At 73.0% G+C, this 21,970-nt stretch carries 18 protein-coding genes and 2 pseudogenes; 7 read left to right on the top strand and 13 right to left on the bottom strand.

Annotated elements, in window-relative coordinates; translation table 11 throughout:
- Positions 1-212 precede the first annotated feature (212 nt).
- Together UK82_RS17855 and UK82_RS17850 are read right to left on the bottom strand one after the other, a co-directional pair.
- A complete protein-coding gene (locus UK82_RS17855) occupies positions 213-1,325 on the bottom strand; it encodes a 1-acyl-sn-glycerol-3-phosphate acyltransferase (RefSeq protein WP_044886313.1) in 1,113 nt (370 codons plus the stop codon).
- A gap of 17 nt (positions 1,326-1,342) precedes the next feature.
- Positions 1,343-2,179 (bottom strand): patatin-like phospholipase family protein, encoded by an 837-nt coding sequence (locus UK82_RS17850; RefSeq protein ID WP_044886340.1) that lies wholly within the window; start codon positions 2,177-2,179, stop codon positions 1,343-1,345.
- 428 nt (positions 2,180-2,607) lie between these two features.
- On the opposite strand from UK82_RS17850, the gene UK82_RS17845 reads away from it, so the two are divergent.
- The 3 genes and pseudogenes from UK82_RS17845 to UK82_RS38405 all read left to right on the top strand — a co-directional run.
- Complete coding sequence (locus tag UK82_RS17845) at positions 2,608-3,171, top strand: hypothetical protein (RefSeq protein ID WP_055408278.1); 564 nt, start codon at positions 2,608-2,610, stop codon at positions 3,169-3,171.
- 114 nt (positions 3,172-3,285) lie between these two features.
- Positions 3,286-3,775: pseudogene (locus UK82_RS38410) on the top strand (MsnO8 family LLM class oxidoreductase); the annotation flags it as partial.
- Position 3,776: 1 nt separating this feature from the next.
- Positions 3,777-4,359, top strand: a 583-nt coding sequence (locus UK82_RS38405) for an MsnO8 family LLM class oxidoreductase (RefSeq protein ID WP_236706073.1), incomplete at its 5' end; no start/stop codon positions are given.
- 269 nt (positions 4,360-4,628) lie between these two features.
- Here UK82_RS38405 and UK82_RS17835 read toward each other — a convergent pair.
- The 3 genes from UK82_RS17835 to UK82_RS17820 form a co-directional block, all read right to left on the bottom strand.
- Complete coding sequence (locus tag UK82_RS17835) at positions 4,629-5,444, bottom strand: SDR family oxidoreductase (protein ID WP_236706072.1); 816 nt, start codon at positions 5,442-5,444, stop codon at positions 4,629-4,631.
- Positions 5,445-5,644: 200 nt separating this feature from the next.
- Positions 5,645-7,621, bottom strand: coding sequence for a RecQ family ATP-dependent DNA helicase (locus UK82_RS17830; protein ID WP_082122020.1), 1,977 nt, complete (start codon positions 7,619-7,621; stop codon positions 5,645-5,647).
- A 1,327-nt stretch (positions 7,622-8,948) separates the two neighbouring features.
- Positions 8,949-10,730, bottom strand: coding sequence for a class I adenylate-forming enzyme family protein (locus UK82_RS17820; protein WP_063897512.1), 1,782 nt, complete (start codon positions 10,728-10,730; stop codon positions 8,949-8,951).
- Positions 10,731-10,813: 83 nt separating this feature from the next.
- Here UK82_RS17820 and UK82_RS17815 point away from each other — a divergent pair.
- A pseudogene (locus tag UK82_RS17815) lies at positions 10,814-12,248 on the top strand (D-arabinono-1,4-lactone oxidase); the annotation flags it as partial.
- A 1-nt stretch (position 12,249) separates the two neighbouring features.
- Positions 12,250-12,376: D-arabinono-1,4-lactone oxidase (locus UK82_RS38400; protein ID WP_236706075.1), on the top strand; the 127-nt coding region annotated here is incomplete at its 5' end.
- Between the two features lie 50 nt (positions 12,377-12,426).
- Here UK82_RS38400 and UK82_RS17810 read toward each other — a convergent pair.
- Entirely contained in the window at positions 12,427-12,630 is a 204-nt protein-coding gene (locus UK82_RS17810) for a hypothetical protein (RefSeq protein WP_128423336.1), read from the bottom strand.
- 72 nt (positions 12,631-12,702) lie between these two features.
- Here UK82_RS17810 and UK82_RS17805 point away from each other — a divergent pair, with 72 nt between their 5' ends.
- A complete protein-coding gene (locus UK82_RS17805) occupies positions 12,703-13,377 on the top strand; it encodes a hypothetical protein (RefSeq protein WP_055408238.1) in 675 nt (224 codons plus the stop codon).
- On the opposite strand, the gene UK82_RS17800 is transcribed toward UK82_RS17805, so the two are convergent.
- Positions 13,321-14,328 (bottom strand): LysR family transcriptional regulator, encoded by a 1,008-nt coding sequence (locus UK82_RS17800; RefSeq protein ID WP_236706070.1) that lies wholly within the window; start codon positions 14,326-14,328, stop codon positions 13,321-13,323. The two genes, UK82_RS17805 and UK82_RS17800, sit on opposite strands and share 57 nt — an antisense overlap.
- Before the next feature lie 88 nt (positions 14,329-14,416).
- Here UK82_RS17800 and UK82_RS17795 point away from each other — a divergent pair, with 88 nt between their 5' ends.
- On the top strand, positions 14,417-14,626 hold the full coding sequence (locus UK82_RS17795; RefSeq protein WP_128423335.1) for a hypothetical protein: 210 nt from the start codon (positions 14,417-14,419) through the stop codon (positions 14,624-14,626).
- Here the strand turns inward: UK82_RS17795 and UK82_RS17790 are convergent.
- From UK82_RS17790 to UK82_RS17765, 6 genes are all read right to left on the bottom strand, one after another.
- On the bottom strand, positions 14,593-15,396 hold the full coding sequence (locus tag UK82_RS17790) for an ABC transporter ATP-binding protein (RefSeq protein WP_044886306.1): 804 nt from the start codon (positions 15,394-15,396) through the stop codon (positions 14,593-14,595). The genes UK82_RS17795 and UK82_RS17790 overlap by 34 nt on opposite strands.
- A complete protein-coding gene (locus UK82_RS17785; protein WP_082122018.1) occupies positions 15,396-16,313 on the bottom strand; it encodes an ABC transporter ATP-binding protein in 918 nt (305 codons plus the stop codon). Before UK82_RS17785 ends, UK82_RS17790 begins: the two co-directional genes overlap by 1 nt.
- A complete protein-coding gene (locus tag UK82_RS17780) occupies positions 16,310-17,824 on the bottom strand; it encodes a branched-chain amino acid ABC transporter permease (protein WP_396230581.1) in 1,515 nt (504 codons plus the stop codon). The genes UK82_RS17785 and UK82_RS17780 overlap by 4 nt, the downstream gene beginning before the upstream one ends.
- On the bottom strand, positions 17,821-18,753 hold the full coding sequence (locus UK82_RS17775; RefSeq protein WP_044886305.1) for a branched-chain amino acid ABC transporter permease: 933 nt from the start codon (positions 18,751-18,753) through the stop codon (positions 17,821-17,823). The genes UK82_RS17780 and UK82_RS17775 overlap by 4 nt, the downstream gene beginning before the upstream one ends.
- Positions 18,754-18,981: 228 nt before the next feature.
- Positions 18,982-20,116: branched-chain amino acid ABC transporter substrate-binding protein (locus UK82_RS17770; RefSeq protein ID WP_236706069.1), on the bottom strand; the 1,135-nt coding region annotated here is incomplete at its 3' end.
- A 389-nt stretch (positions 20,117-20,505) separates the two neighbouring features.
- On the bottom strand, positions 20,506-21,900 hold the full coding sequence (locus UK82_RS17765; RefSeq protein WP_055408234.1) for a CoA transferase: 1,395 nt from the start codon (positions 21,898-21,900) through the stop codon (positions 20,506-20,508).
- Between the last annotated feature and the right edge of the window lie 70 nt (positions 21,901-21,970).

Genomic DNA, 21,970 nt, shown 5'->3' with positions numbered 1-21,970 from the left:
GCGGGTCAGGGCCGTCCCCGAGGTCGTCGTCGAAAACCATGGGTCGACGGTAGAACAACACACCCCGGATGTCGAACACATGTTCGTACGCTGTGAGCGGAGACGACACGGGAACCAACCCGCACTCCGCGAGCCCGGGCAGCGCCCGTCGGACTCGGATTCCGACCTCGCCCTCCTGCCCAGGGACGACCGAGCCCCCTGGAAGGGGCCATCTACACCACGGGGTTGACCGGGCCTGTCGGCGACGGCGGGTCGCCCTCCGATGGCTGACTCGCGTCGGCAACGGCGGCAACGGCAACGGCGCCGGCGCCGCCCCCGTCGACGCCGTTGCCGACGGCGCGCTGAGCGCCGATCCAGGCATTCACCACTGCCCAGTGCATCGTCAGCCACTGCCGCCGGGCCCGTTCGGGACCCGGGATCTCCGCTGCCGGCACCCACCACCAGCGCACCATCAGCGGCGCCACGAACGGCAACGCCCGCCAGACCTCGCCGGGCGCGCTGAACTCGTCCAGACCGGCATGCGCGACGATCATCGTGGCGGCGATCCGGCCGGTGGCGAGCGCCGCGAGCACCCCGGCCGGCCGCGGCGGCAGGACGGCGTCGAGGTCCTCGGCGACCGCCGCCCGGTCCCACTGGCCGCGCGCCCGCAACCGGGCGATCAGCCGACGCCGGCGCGACGGCGTGAAGTTCGCACCCTCCGGAAAGATCACGAGTGCCTCGCCGGCGCCCAGGCCGCGTGCGAGCTCGCCGATCCGGGCGGCGGCGTGGTCGTCCGACCCGTCGTTGCGCAGGAAGCAGGCGCCGAGCCGGCCGAGCAGGATGTCGATCGCCGGATCGAGCTGGAGCCGGTTGATCAGCACCACCCGCGGGATCCGGTGGTAGCGGTTGAGCAGCAGGTGGATGAGCACGAACGAGTCCCCCGGCCCGGCGTGCCGGCTCAGCACGAGGACGGGCCCCGAGCCGGCGTCGACCGTCCCCGCGGGCGGCTCGGTGACCTCCAGACGCAGCCCGACGAGCCGCCGGGCGGACGCGACCAGCACGGCGAGCGTGCGGCGCAGCAGCCACAGGTGGGCGGCCTCCCAGCGCCCGCCGAGGGCCGGCCGGGCCAGCCACAGCCCGAACATGGCGACGATCAGCACCGCCTCGGCGGTCAGGTAGATCGCGACGAGCAGGGCTGCGCGCGGCACCCGCAGCCGGCGGTCGACCGGCGCGCCCAGCAGGCCGAGCGCGGCGACGGCCACCCCGATCAGGGCCAGCGCCGCCGCCAGCGGCACGAACAACGGGTCGACCAGGAAGCGGCGGATCGCCCACGGTGGAACACCCACGGCGTCAACCCTCCACGTCAGGACACGTCCAGCGGCCGGGTGCGGCCGCCGGCGGTGAGGTCGAGGTAGGCCGCGGTGGCCTGCCGGGCCTGTTGGATGCGCCGGTTCAGGCCCGAGGTGGAGCGGTAGCGCAGCGGCACCAGCGGAGCTCCGCGCTCCCCGACCGGCAGCACGTGGACGGCGACACCGCTGGGCAGCCGGGCCATCGCCTCGGTGAAGCCGCGCCGGCGGGCGATCTCGAAGGCGACCAGACCGGCCTCCCACGGCCAGCGCGGCGGCCGCAGCGGCCGTTCGATCCGGCCGACGTGCAGGACGAAGACGGTGTGGGCCCCGAGCTCCACCGCCCGCCCGACCGGGTTGCTGTCGACGATCCCGCCGTCGATGAAGTGCTCCTCGCCGATGCGCACCGGCGGCAGCAGCGCCGGGACCGCACAGGAGGCCAGCACCGCCTCGACGAGCGGTCCGCGGTCGAACCAGTGCGCGGCGGCCCGTTCGATGCTCGCCGCGACGCACTGGAACCGCACCGGCAGGTCCTCGATCGGCTCGGCCGGCAGGTGCGTGCGCAGCAGCGCGCGCAGCGGGGCGTTGGAGTGCAGGTGGCCGTGTTGGACGACGGTGGCCAGCCGCCGGGCCGGGCCCCCCGCGAACACGTCGGAGATGCCGAGCTGCGACCACAGGTCGGTCAGCCGGTCGATCGTCGCGGGCGCGGGTTCGGCCGCCACCGCGGCCCCGTTGATCGCACCGACGGAGGTGCCGACCACCAGGTCGGGCAGGATGCCGGCGTCGAACAGGGCGGCGAGCATGCCGACCTCGCTCGCGCCGAGAATGCCGCCCCCGCCGAGGACGAAGGCCACCCCCGCCCCGCCGACCGCATCCGCCCCGCCGACCGCATCCGCCTGCACGCCCACCGCCCGCCCGGGCCGGAGCTCCGGCCGCTCATCCCGACCCGCCGATTTCGCGTCCACCCACACCCCATCCGCCGAACCGCCCGTATCCGCCGAACCCCTCGTATCCGCCGAACCCCTCGTGTCCACCGAACCGTCAGTCCTGCGGCGACCGCTCGCGGTCCGTGGCGGCGATCGATCACCTCCTTCCCCGATCCGGGCCGGCCGACCCGTCCGGATCCGGATCGCCGGCCCCCCCTGGCACCCCGAGCGCGCGGCCGGCATCCCCTTCGCCTCGGGCGCGGCCGGCATCCCCTTCTTCTCGGGCGCGGCCGGCATAGCCACGCCACCGGTGCCCGTCCGTCGGGGAACGACCCCGGGCAGGGAGAATGAGCGGCATGCTTTCGGACGACGACGTGGATGAGATCGTCTTCAGCGCGGCGGGCAGCGGCGATCACCGTGGCGCGGCGGGCACCCTGGAGACGCTGGCCGAGCAGCCCGACACCCACAGCGAGACGATCACCCGGGCCTCCCTGCTGGTCGACGCGGGCAGCCAGTACGGGCTCGCCCACGACTGGAGCGAGGCGATCCGCTGCTACCGTGCCGCCGTGGCCGACGGCAGCGCCTGCCCCGTCGATCCCCGTGTCTGGCTGCATGACGGGCTGCTGCGCGACGGGCAGGCCGAGGAGGCCGCCGCGCTGCGGGCGGAGCTCAAGGCGGCGAAGTCGGCCGATCCGGGCGTGTACGAGGCGGTGGCCGAGAGCCTGGAGGCGGTCAGCCTGCTCGACGACGCCCACACCTGGTTCACGATGGGCTACCACCGCTGCGAGCGGGCCCCGGTGCCGGACTTCCTGCTCGACCTTCTGCTCGTCGGGCGCCGCCGGGTGCGCGTGGCGCTCGGCCATCCCAGCGACGCCCTCGACGAGGTCGCCGAGGACTACATGGAGACCGTGGGCGGCTGAGGCGTGACCGCGGCCGGCAGAGACGTGACCGGAACCGGCTCCGACGTGGCGGGAACCGGCTCCGACGTGGCGGGTGGGGAAGACAGCGGCCCCGCCACGTCGTTGCACCACGTCGTGAAACCGACCCGAAGCGTCCCCCTGTCCGTGCTGGACCTCGTGCCGGTCGGCACCGGAACGACCCCCACCGATGCGGTCCGCGGGTCGCTCGACCTCGCCCGGCACGCCGAACGACTCGGATTCACCCGATACTGGTTGGCGGAGCACCATGGCATGCCCGGCATCGCCAGTTCGGCGACGTCGATCCTCATCGGCCAGGTCGCCGCGGCCACCAGCACGATCCGGGTGGGTTCCGGCGGCGTGATGCTGCCCAACCACGCTCCGCTGGCCGTTGCCGAGCAGTTCGGCACGCTCGGTGCCCTGTTCCCCGGCCGGATCGACCTGGGCATCGGCCGGGCCCCCGGCACGGATCCCGCCACCGCCCGGGCGCTGCGGCGCACCGCCGGGCTGCTCGCCGTCGACGACTTTCCCGAGCAGCTTGCCGAGCTGACCACCTTCCTCGCCGGCGGCGACTTCGCCGCCGACCATCCGATGCGCGGCGTGCACGNGTTCCCGCAGTCCCCGGCGCCGCCCATCTGGCTGTTGGGGTCCAGCGGCTACAGCGCCCAGGTGGCCGGGATGCTGGGCCTGCCGTTCGCCTTCGCGCACCATTTCAGTTCGGCGAACACGGTGCCGGCGCTCGATCTGTACCGCCGGTCGTTCCGCCCCTCGCCCGGCCGGGAGCATCCGTACGCGATCGTGGCCACCGCCGTGGTCTGCGCCGAGGACGATGAGCGCGCCGAATGGCTCGCGGCGCCCGTCCGGCTGGCGATGCTGCGGATACGCGGCGGCCGTCCCGGCGTCTTCCCCTCCCCCGAGGAGGCCGCCGCGCACTCCTGGACCCCGCAGGAGCGGGCCGCGGCCGAGAACGCGACGGCGTCGCACATCGTCGGCTCCCCCTCGACCGTCCGCGCCGGGATCGACGCCCTGCTCGACGTGACCGGCGCCGACGAAATCATGATCACCACGAACGTCCACCGGCTGGCCGACCGGATCCGCTCCTACGAGCTGGTCGCCGAGCTCGGCGGGCTGACCCCGGCCGACCCGGTCGCTCCGGCATTCGCCCCGGTGGGAGCGTCCCGCTCACAGTGACCGGGCCGCTCGCACCTGACCGGGCCGCTCGCACCTGACCGGGCGCGCCCACGCATGGCTGGGCCCGCCGGCGGTGCTCGGCGGCAGCCGGCCCGGCGGCAGCCGGCCCGGCGCCGGTCGCCCCCCGACCGGGCCACTGCGGGGTCGCCCGATCGGGGGATGGTTCCGTCGGCCGCCGGAGGGCCGCGCCGCGCCGCGGACCCTCACGGCGGTGGGCGGCCGGGGTGGTCCGATCGGATCGCACGGAACGGCCGGCGGGGGTGGCCCGATCAGGCCGCGCGACGCTTCACGGGCGCCGCGCCCGGCAGCGCGGCCAGCGACCCGGACCGCAGCACCCGCTCGGTGATCCGCGCGACCAGGCCGCGGGGCAGCAGCCGGGAGGCGTTGGACGTCAGGTAGTTCAACCGGCCGTCGATGACGTACGCCTGGCCCCGGTCGAGGGCACGGAAGGCCGCCGCCACCACCTCGTCGGTGGTCCGCAACCGGCCGCCGGCGGACATCCGCGAGCCGACGACCTCGAAGAAGTTGGTGTCGGTCGGCCCCGGGCACAGCGCGAGCACGCGCACCCCGCGGGAGCGGCACTCGGCCCACAGGCCGATGGAGAGCGACAGGACGAAGGCCTTGGAGGCCCCGTAGACCGCCATGTAGGGGACGGCCTGGAAGCCCGAGGTCGACGACACGTTGATGATGGTGCCGGAACCCCGGGCCACCATGGCCGGCAGGAACAGGTGCGCGACCCGCTCCACCGCCACGACGTTCAGCATCACCTCTCGGTGGTCCCGGTCCGCGGACAGCTCGTGGTACGGCCCACGGGTCCCGAAGCCGGCGTTGTTGACGAGGATGTCGATCTCCAGGCCGATCTCGGCGACCGCCTTGGCAAGCTGGTCGGGGCCGCTCTCCTCGGCGAGGTCGATGGGGACGGCGTGCACCTCGACCCCGTAGCGGGTGCCCAGCCGCTCCGCGACCTCCCGCAGCCTGGGCTCCGCCGGCGCCACCAGGACGAGTCTGGCACCCCGGGCCGCATACGCCTCCGCGAAGGCCGCGCCGATGCCTGACGATGCCCCTGTGACCAGGGCGGTGCTCATCTGAAGATCCGCTCGCGCGGTCATGGTCCTCCCTGCTTGGCCGGGCGCGTCACCGTGCTTGGATCCAGCGCACGGCACGCGACGATGTCAGGAAACGACATCATCGGACATCTCGGGATGGACCGGGCAAATGCTGTAACGACGGTCGTACCTGTAGGTGCGGGCCCTTCGGTGGGGGGATGCCCTGCGGCGCAGGTCTTTCACGTCCGGTCGAGCAGGTGACGTTCCCGGACCGCCCCCACCGACAGGGTGCGGTAGCCGACGTCGTCGAACAGCACAGTGATGCGATCGCCATCCTCCTTGACGACCTGTCCCCGGCCCCACGAGACGTGGCGCACCGCGGCGCCGGCCGGGAACGGCGCCTCGCCGTCAGCGGGTTCGACCCGCCGCTGGGCCGGCAGGCCGGCCAGGCAGTTGTCGCAGCGCCCGCACGGGCCGCCGGTCGTCTCACCGAAGTAGGCCAGCAGGAACGCCCGTCGGCAGTCCCGGGTCTCGGCATAGCCGCGCATCATCTCGACACGGGAACGGTCGACCTCGACCCGCGCCTCGGCCACCCCGAGCGCGCGCCGCGCCGCCTCCTGCGGATCCGGGGCGTCGGCCCGCGCGGCGATGCGCCCGTCGTCGCCCACCGCCACCACATCCGCGCTGGCCAGCAGGTCCACCAGCCGGGTCAGCGCGGTGTCCCGCAGCCCCGCCGCCTTGGCCAGCTCCCGCGCCGTCACCGGTGCGTCGGCGTGCCCCAGCAGCACCGCGACGCGTCGTAAGGCAGTCTCGTCGACCCGGCCGGACGCGAAGAAGCGCCGCAGCCCGAGATCCTCCGGCCGGTAGAACAGGCAGGCCACCGCGGGCTCACCGTCCCGCCCCGCACGGCCGATCTCCTGGTAGTAGGAGTCGAGGGAGTCGGCCACCTCGGCGTGGATGACGGTGCGGACGTTGGGTTTGTCGATGCCCATGCCGAACGCGGTCGTGGCGACCACCACGTCGCACCGATCAGCCATGAAGTCCGCCTCGACCTCGCGTCGGCGCGCGGCCTTCAGCCCGGCATGGTACGGATACACCGTCAGCCCGAGGCCGGCGAGCTCGTCGGCCAGCTCCTCGGTGGCCCGCCGGGTGGCCGCGTAGACCAGCGCCGGCTTGGCCTCCCCCGCGATGCGTTCGATCAGGCTCGCCCGCTTGGCCTCCTCGTCGGTGAACGACACCACAGACAGGAAGATCTCGGGCCGGTCGAACCCCCGCACGACCTCGACCGGGTCGCGCAGCCGTAGCCGCTCGCGGATCTCCCGGCGCACCGGCGGGGCCGCAGTGGCCGTCAGCGCCACGACCGTCGGATGCCCGAGGTCCTCGATGACCTGCCCGAGCTGGCCGTAGTCGGGCCGGAAGTCGTGCCCCCAGGACGCGATGCAATGGGCCTCGTCCACGACGAACAGGGACGGTCGCGCCTCGCGCAGCGCCGCCCGGACGTCGTCGCGGGCCAACTGCTCCGGCGCCAGAAAGAGGAACTCGGTGCGCCCCTGCCGGACCGCGTCGAAGGCGGCCTGCCGGGCCGCCCGCCCGGCGTCCGAGTTCGCCGCGGCCGCCGCCGGGTCGTCGTCGCCCAGCAGGCCCGCCAGCCGCTCGGTCAGTCCGCGCACCTGGTCGCGTTGCAACGCGATCAACGGCGAGACCACGATGGTCGGGCCGGCCAGCACCAGCGCCGGGATCTGGTAGACCGCCGACTTGCCCCCGCCGGTCGGTAGCACGCACAGCGTGTCCCGGCCCTCGACGACGGCCCGCATGGCGTCGAGCTGACCGTCCCGCAGCTCCGCGAAACCGAACCCCTCCTGGGCGACCAGCCGGATCAGGTCGCCCAGCTCGTCGTCAACCCTGGCACCCGGCCTGGCACCCGGCCCGGCCACCGCGGGCTCCTGCGACCCTCCCGCTTCCAGCGGCCTTCCCGCTTCCAGCGACATGCCCGGTTCTGGCGGCAGGCTCGGCTGGAGGGTCGCCGCCGGCTCGCGGGAAGCATCCGGCTGCGGGGCGGTGGCCGGCGACCGGCGCCGGCCCGACTCGGAGGGCGTCCGCGCCCGTGCCTCGGTGGCACCGGCGGCGGGCGCAGAGCGGCGCCGCCCCCGGATCCAGGCAGTCAGCAGTCTGGTTGTCTGATCACGACGGCTCATGGTGCCGCTGGGCGTACCCACTCACCACGGGCCCCCACCCTCGAACGACCACGAAGGGGACAACCTTCGCCGACCTACCACCACCATTCCGACACCGACCGACAAACGCCCGCCCCAGCGAACCGCCGCTCGCCCACACAGGTCTGCCGTACCGGCCGACTCACGGAGCACATTCGACTCCGAAAAGTATTTGACCGACTACAGTTTTGCTCCTACCGGATGATCGCCGCGGGAGGAATGTATCAATGCGTAGCCGGAGGTTCCGACATCTGACGGTTCCCCTTATCGCCCTGCTCGCCGCGACCGCCATCGCGCTCCCCCTCCTCGGCCGCGGCGGGGGCAACGCCGTCGACGGGGACGGCGCCGCCTCGGCCAGCCCGGTGGTCGGCGACAGGAAGGCAGGCGACCCGGCCGGGCGGCTTGGACGGGCCGAGCCGACGCGCCGGCCGCTGACCGCCGCGGCCAGGGCCGTCCCGGCCACCCCGGCGGGCAAGCTGCGCTTCGGGTTGGGGCCCGGGCTCGACAGCGCCCACACCTCCCCGCTCGCGCCTGACCTGGACTTCCTCAGCACCTGGTACAACGGGCCGAACGATCTGAGCTTCCTGCGCAAGTGGAAGGCCGATCTGATCCCCGAGGTCTACCGTTCGGGTCACGGCATCCACCTCATCGTCTGGCTCGACGGCACCGGCGAGGTCGGCACCGTCCAGACGGCGCACGGCCCGGCGTGCGGACGCGAGTACCCACTGTCGAGCGNCTTCCTCGACGACGCGCGCGAGCTCGCCTCGATCTTCTCCGGTCCCGCGGACGGTCCCGCGCTCTACGTCACGCTGTTCACCGAGTTCCAGACGTACCCGTGCCACCCGAACGCGTGGGCCACCACGCCGGACACCACCAACTACTACCTCACGCTGCAGGACCAGTACCTGGCGGCGTTGGACATCTTCCATTCCGGCGCGCCGAACGCGCGGGTGTCACTCGGCTGGGGCGGTTGGCAGAGCCGCTGGGACGATCCGGTCGCCGGCGGCGGCCGATCGCTGATCACTCATTTCGCGGACGTGCTGCGCGCCTCGGACTTCGAGAGCTTCCAGGCGATGGGCACCGACTCGAACACCGCGGACGTGCGGGACATGACGCGGGCGCTCGGCCAGTACGGCCCGGTCATGCTGGCCCACTTCAAGTCCGAGTCGCAGGCGACGTGGGAGGCGGACATGCACGCGTTGCTGGCCGGGGACGCGGTGCGCCAGCTCAGCCAGGACGGCCTGTTCGCGTTCAGTTTCATGGACGCGGCCAACATCGCCTCGCCGACGGCGCTAAGCCTGGCCCGGGGCGCGATCCAGAGCCACGGGGTTCACTCGACACTCTGAGCGCGCCGAGGCCCGTCGGCGGGCGTGCCGTCGGCGGGCGTGCCGTCGGCGGGCGTGCCGTCGGCGGGCGTGGTGCGCTGGGACGGCGAGGAGGCGGCGGTCAGCGACCGCAGGGCCCGGCGGTCGGTCTTGAGCACGCTGGTGAGCGGCAGCGACTCGATGATGTGCACCTCACGGGGGTAGCGCAGGGGTCCGAGCCGGGCCCGGCCCCAGCGCACCAGTTCCTCCGGGGAGACCGTGCCGCCGGCGACGAGCTGCACATAGGCGATCACCTCCTCGCCGTGGCGGTGGTCGGCCCGGCCGACGACCCCGCACGCGGCGACGTCGGGATGACCGAGCAGGCCGTCCTCGACGTCACGCGGGTAGACGTTGACCCCGCCCCGGATGATCAGGTCCTTGATCCGATCGACGACGTACAGGTAGCCGTCGACGTCGCAGCGCCCCACGTCACCGGTATGCAGCCAGCCGCCACGCAGCGCCTCGGCGGTGGCCTGCGGCGCCTGCCAGTACCCCGTCATCACCATCGGGCCCCGCAGGCAGATCTCCCCGTCCTGCCCGGTGCCGGCCGCCGAGCCGTCGGGCAGCTCGACGCGCACCTCGACCCCGAACGCGGGAAGACCGACGCTGCCCAGCCTCGCCGCGCCCGGCGGCGTGATGGTGACGCCGCCCGCGCTCTCCGTGCAGCCGTACCCCTCGACCAGCTCGACGCCGGGCAGGCGCCGCTGCCACTCGAGCGCGATCTCCCTCGGCAGCGGCGCGCCGCCACTGGTGACGCGGCGCAGCGACGACGTGTCGGCCAGGTGCAACGGCTCCGCGAGCAGCTGACCGATCATGGACGGCACCAGCGCGCTGACCGCGACCCGGTGTTCGGCCACCAGGTCCAGCCACCCGCGGGGGTCGAACCAGCGCATCAGGACCGCGGGGCCAGGCTTGCGCGCATGCAGCGTCATCACGCTGATCGTCAGGCCGTAGATGTGCGACAGCGGCAGCGGCAGCAGGCCGGCGAGCTCCTCGTCCAGGTTCCCCGACGAGGCCGCGAAGCCCCCGGCGGACAGCGCGTCGTGGGACAGCACGACCCCCCGCGCCCGCCCGGTGGTGCCGCCGGTGTAGAGCAGCGCGGCCATGGCATCCGGATCGGCCGGTTCGAGGGGACCTTCGTCGCCCGCCGCGAGGTCGGCGAAGCGCAGTACCGGCGGCCCCGCCCCGGCCGCCCCGGCCAGGTCGGACCGGCCGGCCAGATCAGCACCAGCACCAGCACCAGCACCAGCACCAGCACCAGGCGAATCGTCCGCCACGATCAGTGCCCGCACCTGCGGGCAGCCGCTCGCCACCGCGCGGACCTTGGTCAGGAACTCGGGGGTCGTGACGACGAACCGGGCGCCGCTGTCGACCAGCACGTGACGCAGCTCGGCCTCGTCGAGCAGGAACAGCGTCGGCGTCACGACCCCGCCGGCCCGCCACACCCCGTGGTAGGCGACGGCGACCTCCGGACAGTTGGCCATGTGGACGACCACCCGGTCACCGGCGACCAGCCCCGCGCCGCGCAGGCCGGCGCTGAACCGGCAGGATCGGACGAAGCGGGCCGCGCCGGACTCGACCCGACCCTCGAAGATCAGTTCCTCGGTGCCGCCGGTGCGTTCCACGGCGAGCTCCGCGAGCCTGCCCAGGCTGAACCCGGTCGGTCGGTAGCCGGCTGCGCTCACCATCTCCCACGTCGCCTTCCGCCGGCGCGTCGGCGAGCCGGCGACTCCGGCCCGCTCGCGCATGTGAAGCATCTCACCTCACCGGATGATCGGCGGCCTGCTCGCCACACCTCGGCCGCGGCGCGGGGAACACGTCGGGAACACGGATGGCGGACCAACGGCGCGCCGTACACCGCTGGTTACGGGGGCGCGGCGTGGTCCCTCGCGGGCCGTCGGACGGACCCGCCGGGCAGGAAGCCGGCTCGGCGGTCCACGATGGGGACCGGCCGCGCCGGTGGGTCGCCCACTCGCGTCGCCGGTCGTCGGCCCCCCGGACGGAGGTGCACATGGGCTCGCCCCTCGGTGAACCCGCGGCGTGGCGGAACTGGGCGGGCAACGAGACCGCCCGGGCGGTCCGGCTCGCTCGACCCCGCACCGCCGAGGAGGCGTCGGCGGTGGTGACCGCTGCCGTGCGGGACGGCCGGCGGGTCCGGGCCACCGGCACCGGCCACGCGATGAACGCGATCGGCCGGCCGGACGACGGCGGCGTGCAGATCGCCCTGGACCGCTGCGCCGATCTGGTCGCGCTCGACGGTGGCAGCGGGCTGGTGACGGTGCGCGGCGGGATGACCCTGCGCCGGCTGAATCGGCTGCTCGCCGAGGCCGGGCTGGCCCTGACCAACCAGGGCCATGGCGAGCAGGCGACGATCGCCGGGGCGATCGCCACGGGAACCCACGGCACGGGCGCCCGCTACGGCGGGCTGTCCACGCAGGTACGGGCGCTGGAGGTGGTGCTCGCCGACGGCAAGGTGGTCACCTGCTCGCGGGGGGAGCGCCCCGAGCTGTTCGCGGCCGCCCGCCTCGGCCTCGGCGCCGTCGGCGTCGTGACCTCGGTGACGCTGCAGGCCGTGCCGTTGTTCGCCCTGCACGTGCGGGAGAGCCGGCTGCCACTGGCCGAGGTGCTCGACAGCTACGGCGCGCTCGTCGAGCAGGCCGACCACGTCCGCTTCGCCTGGTTCCCGCACACCTCGACCGCGCTGGTCCGCTGGGATGACCGTCGCCCGGTCGACGACGAGCTGGCCCCGCCGCCCCGGCGACACGACCGGCTGACCGGCGGCCCGGTGTCCGGCGGCGTCTTCGAAGCCCTGATGGTCGCCGCCCGGCGGCTGCCGGCCGCGGACCGCCCCGCCGCCCAGCTCGCCGCCCGCGTCGGCGCTCTGCCAGCGGGCGGTCGACCGTCACTCGACCTCTCCTACCGGGTGTTCGCCTCGGGCCATCCGGCGATCGTGGGTCACCCGGCGATCCGGTACAAGGAGATCGAGTACGCCGTCCCCCGCGCCGAGCTCGCCGCCGCCATGGGCGAGCTCGCCGCCGCCGTGACCCGATCCGGGGTGCGCACCGCCTTCCCCGTCGAGGTCCGCTGCGCGGCCGCGGACGAGATCCCACTGTCCCCCGCCTTCGGCCGCGACACCGCCTACATCGCTGTGCGCACCGACCGTCGCGGCCCGCACGAGAACTACTTCGGCCGCGCCGAACAGATCATGCTGGCGGCCGGCGGGCGGCCTCACTGGGGCACCCTGCACACGCTGGCCGCGGCGCAGCNACGCGAGCGCTACCCCCGCTTCGACGACTTCCTGGCCGTCCGCGACGCGGTCGACCCGGCCGGCCTGTTCGCCAACGCCCACCTCGACCGCGTCCTCGGCCCGCCCCCAGTACCTGCGGTTTCGTGAACCGTTCCGGTACTCGGGCCGAGGTATGACTGGTAGTGTGGCATCCCCGCTCATGACGTCGGCGTCAGCCGAATCGCCACCACGGGTTCTCCTGCCATTTCTTCTGGCTGATCGTCGTCGGCGTCGGTTCCCCGTGTACCCGGAGGCCAGACATTCCCATCAGCGAAGCCGAACTCGACGCACACATCTTTGACGGGGTCAGACTCGCGCCACTCGGCCAGCACGAGCCGAAGAAACTCCTCGACCGCGAACACACGCACCTTTTCCTCGCGGAACTCGAGCGACGCTATCCGAACTACCAGCACAACCCGACGCTGACCTCCGCGTTGCTCGCCGCGTCGATCACGGCGATCAATCTGCATGCGCGGATCACGCGGGCGGTCGTCACGAACGAGCTGTCCCAGGCCGAGGCGGTGCTCGGAATGGTGAACACGGACCACCCCCGACCCGCCCCGGCGACCCAGGTCGAGCGTCTGATCGACTGGCTGGAGGCTCACCGGGGTGACTTCACCTGGCAGGGCGAGCCCGAACAGAACCAGCTTGGCGGGATCAGTGATTACCAGGCCTGGCTCACCGGCCCGCCCCCTCTTGCGAATCCGCCCGGCCCGGATACCCGACTGATCTGCTGGGAGGTCGTTCTCCTCGCCGCCGCAAGCGTCGGTATCTACTCCGTCGCGCAACTACTCACCGCCTACGCGGGCAACAAACTCGCCGGCACCTTCGCCCTGTTCAGCTCCCACGGCCGGACCGACATCCAGAACGACGGCCGGTCGGACTTCGCCGTGGCGAACCAGATCCAGGCGGGTGACGCGATCATGATTAAGTCCACCGCCGCGGATTTCGACCACGTCGTGGTCGCGGCCAGGCCGGACCAGGCCAATCTGCGCAACATCGAGGTTCTCTCGCTGTGGAACCGCGGCACCGGCGGCGTTCTCGGGAAGACCCTACTGGACAACCTGATCATCGATGAGGTCCAGGCGATCCGACACGCCCGCCTGTAGACCGACCGGATCAGCACCGCGCCGCCGTCCCTGGGGGAAGGCATGGTAGAGGTCGGGGGATCGGGCGGCGGCGACGATGGCGGCGAGGGTGGCGGACAGGTGCGGGGCCTGCTGGGAGCCGCGGCGCACCGCGGCGAAGATGGGCCGGATCGGCGGGACGCCGGCGATCGGTCGCAGGGCCACCTGCGGGGTGCTGGCCAGCTTCGCCAGCCGGGGGATGAGGCCGACCCCGCAACCCGCGGCGATCAGGTCGAGGACCGCGGTGTAGTCGTCGCAGCGGTGGCGCACCCGGGGAACGAATCCGGCCGCGGCGCACGCCGCGTGGGTGACCTCGTGGCAGGGGGTGCCGGCGCGGCTGGAGATGAAGTCCTCCCCGCCGAGCACCTCCAGCGGCACAGCCGCGGCGGCGGCGTAGGGGTGCCCGGCGGGCAGTGCGACGTCGAGCGGGTCGTCGAGCAGCGGGATCGGTAGCAGCCGCTCGTCGAGGGGCTGGGCACCCGGGTGGGTGATGCTGACCGCGAGATCCAGGTCGCCGGCCAGCAGCAGGTCGAAGCACGCGGGCTCGGCGACGTCGGACACCGACATCCGCAGCCGCGGCCGGCTCTCCCGCAACGCCGCCAGCGCCGGCACGACGATGCCGGAGATCGCCGTGGTGAAGGCCGCCACGGCCACCGACCCGACCCGCCCCTCGTCGAAGGCGGCGAGGTCCGCCTCAGCCCGCTCGAGCTGGGCGAACAGGACGTCGGCATGCCCCAGCAGCACCCGGGCGGCGGGGGTGAGCCGGACCCGGCGGCCGGCCGGGTCGAGCAGCCGCACGCCGGTCTCCTTCGCCAGGGCGGCGAGCTGCTGGCTGACCGCGGACGGCGTCAGGTGCAGCGCCGCAGCCGTGGCCACGACCGTCCCCCGGCTGTCGAGCTCCCGCAGGATGCGCAGGCGGCGCACATCGATCATGCAGAAAATCTTAGCTGTTGTGTGCAGAAAAATTAGATGGACTGCAAAGGCGCCTACCCCGATCCTCGGGATCATGATGCACGCGATCGTGACGGGCGGAGCCCTGCTGCTGGTCCTCGCCGGCTGGCTGTGGGGACCCGACACCCGCGACGGCCTGGACTGGGCCCGCCGCAACGACGGGATCAGCCCAGGAATCGGCTTCGGACCGGGCAGCGGCCTCGGCCCCCGAGGAGGGAACGATCGAGGGGACGCCGAGCGGGCGGCTCAGGCGGAGTCGGCGCGGATCACGGCGCCGTGAGCCGGGCCCGCCGCCGCGCCGCCCCGGGTCGGCGCGGGCCCCTCCGCACCCTCCGGCCCGCCGGCGACGTCCTCGCCGAGGTACGCCTGGCGGACCCGGTCGTCGGCAAGCAGGGCTGCGGCCGCATCCGCGAGGACGACCCGGCCGGTCTCCAGCACGTACCCCCGCCCGGCGATCCGCAGCGCCGAGGCCGCGTTCTGCTCGACGAGCAGCACCGCCACCCCCTCCCGGTTGATCTCGGCGATCACCTCGAAGATGGTCTGGACGATCATCGGCGCCAACCCCATCGACGGCTCGTCGAGCAGGATCAGCCGCGGCCGGCTCATCAGCGCCCGGCCGATCGCGAGCATCTGCTGCTCGCCGCCCGACAGCGTGCCGCCCGCCTGGCCGATCCGCTCGGCCAGGCGCGGGAACAGCGCCACGACCCGGTCGAGGTCCGCCCGCGCATGCCGACGATCATGATAGGCGCCCATCAGCAGGTTCTCGCGGACGCTCATGCTGGGGAAGACCCGCCGGCCCTCGGGCACGTGGCTGACGCCGGCGCCGACGAGGCCGTGTGCCGGGATGGACGACAGCGGCCGGCCGTCGAGGCGCACCTCGCCGGCCCGGGGCCGCAGCAGGCCGGAGATGGTTCGCAGGGTCGTCGTCTTACCGGCGCCGTTGGCGCCGAGCAGGGTGACGATTTCGCCCTCGGCGACCTGGAGGCTGACCCCGCGCAGGGCGGTCACCGCGCCGTAGGCGACCTCGACGTCGCTCAGTGTCAACAGCATCAGCGCGCGTCCTTCCGCCCGGCGGCGCCAGGCCCGGCGGTGACGTCGGCATCGCCATCGGTGGCCTCGGCGTCGGTGACGCCGAGGTACGCCTCGATGACCGCCGGATCACGCTGGACCTCCCCCGGCGTGCCGTGGGCGATCACCCGGCCGAAGTTGAGCACGACCACCGAGGTGGCCACGGACATCACCAACCGCATGTCGTGCTCGATGAGCAGCACGGACACGCCGGTGCCGGCGATGCGGGTGATGAGCGCGGCGAGGTCGCGCTTCTCCGCCGGGTTGGTGCCGGCGGCCGGCTCGTCGAGCAGCAGCAGGCTGGGCCCGGTGCCCAGGGCCCGGGCGATCTCCAGCCGGCGCTGCTCGCCGTACGGCAGCGAGGCGGCCAGCTCGTGCGTGCGGTGGGACAGCCCGACCAGGTCGAGCAGGCTCAGCGCGTGGCGCACCCCGTCGCGCTCGGCGCGCCGGGCGTGCGGCAGGCCCAGGATCGCGCCGACCGGCCCGTACCGCTGGCGCACCTCGGTGCCGATCTGCACGTTCTCCAGGGCCGACAGGGCGGGGAACAGCCGGATGTTCTGGAAGGTGCGGGCCACCCCGAGCCGGGTGATCGCGTGCGGACGGCGGCCGACGAGCTCGGTCGGGCCGTCCGGACGCGGCCAGAAGGTCACCGAGCCCTCCTGCGGCCGGTACGCCCCGGTCAGGCAGTTGAACAGCGATGTCTTGCCGGCCCCGTTCGGGCCGATCACCGCGAGGATCTCCCCGCGGCGCTGGCGCAGCGACACCCCGTCGAGGCTGGTCACCCCGCCGAAGCGCAGCGCCAGGTCGCGGGCCTCGACGACCAGGTCGCCGGATGCGGTCTCGTCGACGTGCGGACGGCGGGCGCCGGGCACCCCGCGGTGGGCACCGGCCCGGCTCACCGCTGCCCTCCCGTCGGCGCGGCACCGAGGGAGTCGGCGGCGCCGATGCCCTCCTCCGCAAGCTCGATCTCGCGCCGGCGGCGGCGCGACGGCACGAGACCCTGCGGACGGAAGATCATCATGATCACGATGACGGCCCCGAAGTAGATGTAACGGTCCGCGGGCGGCACCTTGTCCCGCAGGTAGAAGGCGAGTCCCTGCAGGACCACGGCGCCGACGACGACGCCGAGTCGGGAGCCCATCCCGCCGAAGATGACCACCGCTACGACGAAGAACGACGCCTGGAGGCTGAAGCTCTGGGGATTGAAGAACTGCTTGGAGGCGAACAGCACGCCGGCGAAGCCCGACACCGACGCACCGATCGCGAAGGCGAGCAGCTTCATGCGCAGCGTCGCCACGCCGGTCGCCTCGGCGGCGATCTCGTCCTCCCGGATGGCGGCCCAGGACCGGCCGATCCGGGACCGTTCGAGCCGACCGAAGGCGATCATCACCCCGATGACGATGACGAGCAGCAGGTAGTAGTACGGCAGCGGGTCGATGCCCCACTTGTAGTCGATGCCGAGCAGGTCGACCGACAGGTGCGGCACGCCGAAGGCGCCGCGGGCGCCGTTGGTGATGTTGTCGGCGTTGTTGGCCACCAGGTGGATGATCTCGCCGAAGCCGAGGGTGACGATCGCCAGGTAGTCCCCGCGCAGCCGCAGCGTCGGTGCGCCGAGGATGACCCCGGCGAGCGCGGCGAGGACCAGCGCGATCGGGAAGACGAAGAACGGGTTGAGCACGAACGGCGCGTGCCACGGCATCGCGGTCTGCGAGGTGAAGTAGGCCGTCGCGTAGGCGCCGATGGCGAAGAACGCGATGTAGCCGAGGTCGAGCAGGCCGGCGTAGCCGACGACGACGTTGAGGCCGAGGGCGAGCAGCGCGTAGATGCCGATGTCGTTGACCATCGACTGCTGGGCGGCCGTCGAGACGACCAGGGGCGCGACGATCGCAACGGCGAGCAGCGCCAGGTTCAGCACGATCGGACCGCCGCGGCGACCGTAGGCCGCGCCGATCGGCGCGCGCACCGGGGCGCTCACCCGCTCCAGGGCGCCGCGCAGCTGCGCGCCGAGCACCAGCAGTACCCACAGCGCGACGGCGAGTCCCAGGTAGAGCACGATCCGGACGTCGACGATCGAGTCCTTCGCCGCCTGCAGCGGCTTGTCGGAGTTGCCGGTCGGGCCGGTGACGATCGCGGCGAGCACGCCGACCAGCAGCAGCGCGCCGAGCTGGCGCAGTCGGGCCGGGGCGAACAGCTCCGCCGGGTGCCACGCGGGCCGTGCCGGCCCGCCGCCGGGACCGCCGAGGCTGGTGGAGGCGATGGGCTCGGCGGAGCCGGTGGGGTCGGATCGACTCCCGGCGATGCGCAGCGGCATGGTGGCGGCACCGCTGCCGGGGCCGGTCGGCCCGGCCGGCCCGGTCGGCTCAGTCGGGCCGGGTGAGCCGGGTGGGCCGGCGGCGGGAGGCGCGCTCATGCCGCCCGCCCCAGCCGCTCGCCGAGCAGGCCGGACGGTCTGATCATCAAGATCGCCACCAGGACGAGGAAGGCGATGACGTCCTTGTAGGACGCCTGGAACAGGTAGCCACCATAACTCTCGACCAGGCCGAGCAGCAGGCCGCCGAGCATCGCGCCGCGCACGTTGCCGATGCCGCCGAGGACCGCCGCGGTGAACGCCTTCACCCCGGGGACGAACCCCATGCTGTACGAGGCGTTGAACGTCATCGCGTACAGGAAGCCGCCGGCACCGGCGAGTAGGCCGCCGACGACGAACGTGATGATGATGATCCGCTCGACGTTCACCCCCATCAGGACGGCGGTGTCGGCGTCCTGAGCCACGGCCCGGATGCCCTGGCCGAGGCGGGTGCCGGCGACGAGGCGGTCCAGGCCGATGAGCATCGCGACCGCGACGGCGAAGATGACCAGCGACTGGGTGGAGACGTCGGCGCCGAAGACCGTGAAGACCGTGCCGTTGTGGAACAGGTCGGGCAGGTCGACGTTCTGCCGGCCGAACTCCTTGCCGGCCAGGTTGACAGCGAACAGCGACGCCCCGATCGCGCTGATCAGGTAGGCCAGCCGGGGCGCGGAGCGGCGCCGCAGCGGCCGGTAGGCCACGCGCTCGAGGGTGAACGCGGCGAGCCCCCCGCAGATCGCGCCGGCGCCGAGGCCGATGGCCACCAGCCCCACGGACGCGAGCCCCCCGGGCACCGAGCCGTCGTCGGGCAGCAGGGCTCGGGCGGCGAACAGGCCGCCGAAGGATCCCAGCATGAACACCTCGCTGTGCGCGAAGTTGATGAGCTGGAGAACCCCGTACACGAGCGTGTACCCGAGTGCTATGACCGCGTACAGCGAGCCGACCATCAGACCGTCGATGGTCAACTGCCAGAACTGGTCGAGGAAACCCATACGTGTGCCTCGTTCGTCGCGTGGCTCGTTCGCCTGGCCGAAGTTTCGTTCGGGTGGCAGATGTGCGTTCCGGTGACGGACGTTCATTCTGGTACTAGAAAGTCCGTTTTGCCAGGCGGATGTTTCGCCCGACGCAGCGCGGGCGGCGGCCGGAGGTGTACGCACCCGGCCACCGCCCGCACCGGTGTCAGGACTTGATCAGGTCCGCGGTGTTCCCGAGAACGGTGNTCGCGCCGTTCTTGACCTGGTAGACGAACACGTTGGAACCCTTGACCTCGCCGGTGGACTCGAAGGCGACGGTCTTCGTGATGCCCTGGAAGTTCACGCTACCGAAGGCGCTCGCGACCGACTCCCGGCTGGCGTCCTTGCCGAGCTTCTTGAACACGTCCGCAAGCGCGAGCGTGGCGTCGTACGCCTCACCGGAGTAGGTCCCGGGCTTGGCGCCCTTGTTGACCTTCTTGAAGGAGGCGACGAACGCGGCGGCCTTCGGGTCGGTGTTCGCGTCGCCGCAGGGGCAGGTGAGGTAGGTGCCCTCGGCCGCGGCGGCGCCGGCCTGCGCGACGTACTGCGGGTCGAGCGAGCCGTCCCCACTGGCGATCTTGCCGGTGAAGCCCTTGTCCTTGAGCGCCTTGGACAGCAGGGCGAGCTCGGCGTAGTAGCCCGAGTAGTACAGGACGTCCGGCGCCGCGGCGATGATCTTCGTGGCCTCGGAGGTGTAGTCCTTGGTCGGGTTGATGCCGTCATGGGTGACGGCGACGCCCTTGGCCTTGAGCTCGGGCTCCAGGGCGCCGGACAGGCCGGTGCCGTACTCGCTCTTGTCGTCCAGCGAATAGACCTTCTTCGCCTGCAGGACGGAGGCCACGTAATCGGCGGCGGCCTTACCCTGCACCGTGTCCGGCGCGATGACCCGGTAGAAGGTCTTGAAGCCCAGCGTCGTCAGCGCCGGGTTCGTCGCGGACGGGCTGACCGACAGCAGGCCGGCCTGGGTGTAGGCGGGCTCGCTGGCCTTGGTGGCGCCGGAGAACATCGGGCCGACGACCGCGACAACCTTGGAGTCGTCGATCAGTTTCTGCGCGGCCGTCGGACCCTGGTCCGGGGAACCGCCGTCGTCGGACTCGACGAGCTTGAGCTGGAACGGCGAGCTCGTGTCGGCGTTCACCTCCGCGATCGCGGTCCGTACGCCGTAAAGGGCGTTCAGCCCGAGCTGCTGATTGTCGCCCGAGAGAACGCCCTGGAAGCCGATGGTGATCGTTTTCTTCCCGTCTCCGGAAGAACCACCGCCACTGTCGCTCCCACAGGCCGCGGCGGTCAACGTCACGGCCGCGGCGAGGGCTATCGCTCCCAGGAGCGGGCGCCTACGCATGCATTTCCTCCTCCGGTCCGCCGATCGCAAGCCCGATGCCACGACCGACCCAGCTACGAGCTCCCCCGGCGCCACCGACGTCGAGCCGGCGCGCCACCGCCTAGAGGATGACGCGCCCCCTCGCGCCACCCCCGACCGCCCCCCGGAAATCGTCCCCGGACCGGCGGGATGATCCGGCCGACCCGCACGCACTCTCCGCCGAGATGGCGGAAACGTAGTCCCCGGGCAGATCGACCGAAAGTACTCATATCAGGTTGTTACCTGGATGACACAAAAGTGGTGTTCAGGCGCGCCCGCTGTTTACAATCCCCGAGGGTCGTCCTCGCGCCGCAACGTTGCCCTCGCCGCCCCGAAACCGCTCCCGCCGCCCGAAACCGCTCCCGCCGTGGTCAGCGCGGTGCCGACCACACCGCCTGGCTGGTGCCGAGGGAGGCCGGCGGCGAGAGCCAGCGCGGTGCCACTCCGGCGACGGTCGCCGCCGGCCGGATGTACGAAAGTTCACCGAACTCGCTGCTCAGGCAGGAGCGGTAGGCGTCGACGTCGTCCGCCGTCGGGTCGGGGTGGGCAAGGGTGTCGTGATGGCCGAGGTCCTGCAACCACCGCCCGGTCCGGGCCAGGGAGACCCGCACGTGCCAGCTCCCGCCCTCGCTCACCCGCCGGGCGAGCGCGTCGAGCACCCCGAACGCGGCGAGGTAACCGGTGCCGTGATCGAGCGCCTGCGCCGGCAGCGGCACCGGGCTCGACGTGCCGGCTGCCTCGGCCGTGGCGAGGACGATCCCCGAGGCGGTCTGGACCAGGCTGTCGAAGCCGCGCAGCCCGCTCCACGGCCCCTGCCGTCCGTAGGCGCTGATGCTGGCGTAGACGATCCCCGGTCGCATCCGGGCGACGGCGTCCGGGCCGAACCCGAGCCGGTCCAGCGCGCTCGGCCGGTAGGCCTGCAGGACCACGTCCGCGGACGCGATCAGTTCCCGCAGCCGGCGGGCGTCGGCGGCGACCCGCAGGTTGAGGAACGCGTTGCGTTTACCGAACCCCGTGTCGACCAGCAGGCTGTGCACCTCCGGCAGGTGGGCCGCGCCGACCCGCAGCACGTCCGCGCCGTAGGCGGCGAGCGTGCGCCCGGCGATGGGGCCGGCGATGACGCGGGTCAGGTCCAGCACCCGCAGGCCGGCGGCCGGCGTCTCCGTCGGTGCGAACCGCGCCGGTGGGGCGTCGCCGAGCCGGCTCACCTCGATCAGCGGCAGTTCGGCGACCGCCCTGGCCTGCCGGTGCTCGGCCCACTCCGGCTCCGCGCGTGCCATGCTCGCGCACAGCCCCATGGCCTGCAGCTCCAGCTCCAGCGACGCGGCCTCGACGCGCCGGATCACCCGCTCGACGGCGGCGCGGTCGTTCGGCGCTCCGAGCAGATCCAGCACCCCGTTGCGGTGGTGCGGGAAGTTGCAGTGAAGCTGGATCCAGCGACCGTCGGCCGTGCGGTAGTAGCCCGAGATCGGGTCCCACGGGCCGGGCGGCGCCTTCCCGTCGATGCGCAGGTGGCGCTCGCTGCGGAAGGCGGCACCGGCGTGGCGGGTATCGAGGGCGATGTCCGGGGGGCCGCCGCCGGTGCGGGCGGCCAGCAGCCGCCCGGCCCCGATCGCCGCGGCCGCCACCGAGGCGGTCGCGACCGTCGTCACCCGGTAGAGGCTGGGCAGGACGTCGGCCGGGCCGGTGACCGTCAGCCGGTCCCCGATGCCGGGCTCCCCCACGAGTGACGCGACCTCATCGACGATCTTCGCGACCTGCGCCATGTCCCCATCCCGTTTCACCCGTGCGCACGCTCCGCGCCGGCCCCGGCGGCGCGCCACCGGCTGGAGCCGG

This window comes from Frankia sp. ACN1ag (assembly GCF_001414035.1).
Lineage (GTDB): Bacteria > Actinomycetota > Actinomycetes > Frankiales > Frankiaceae > Frankia > Frankia torreyi.
The sequence above is the reverse complement of the archived record's forward strand: the minus strand, read 5'-3'. Positions and strand labels throughout refer to the sequence as shown.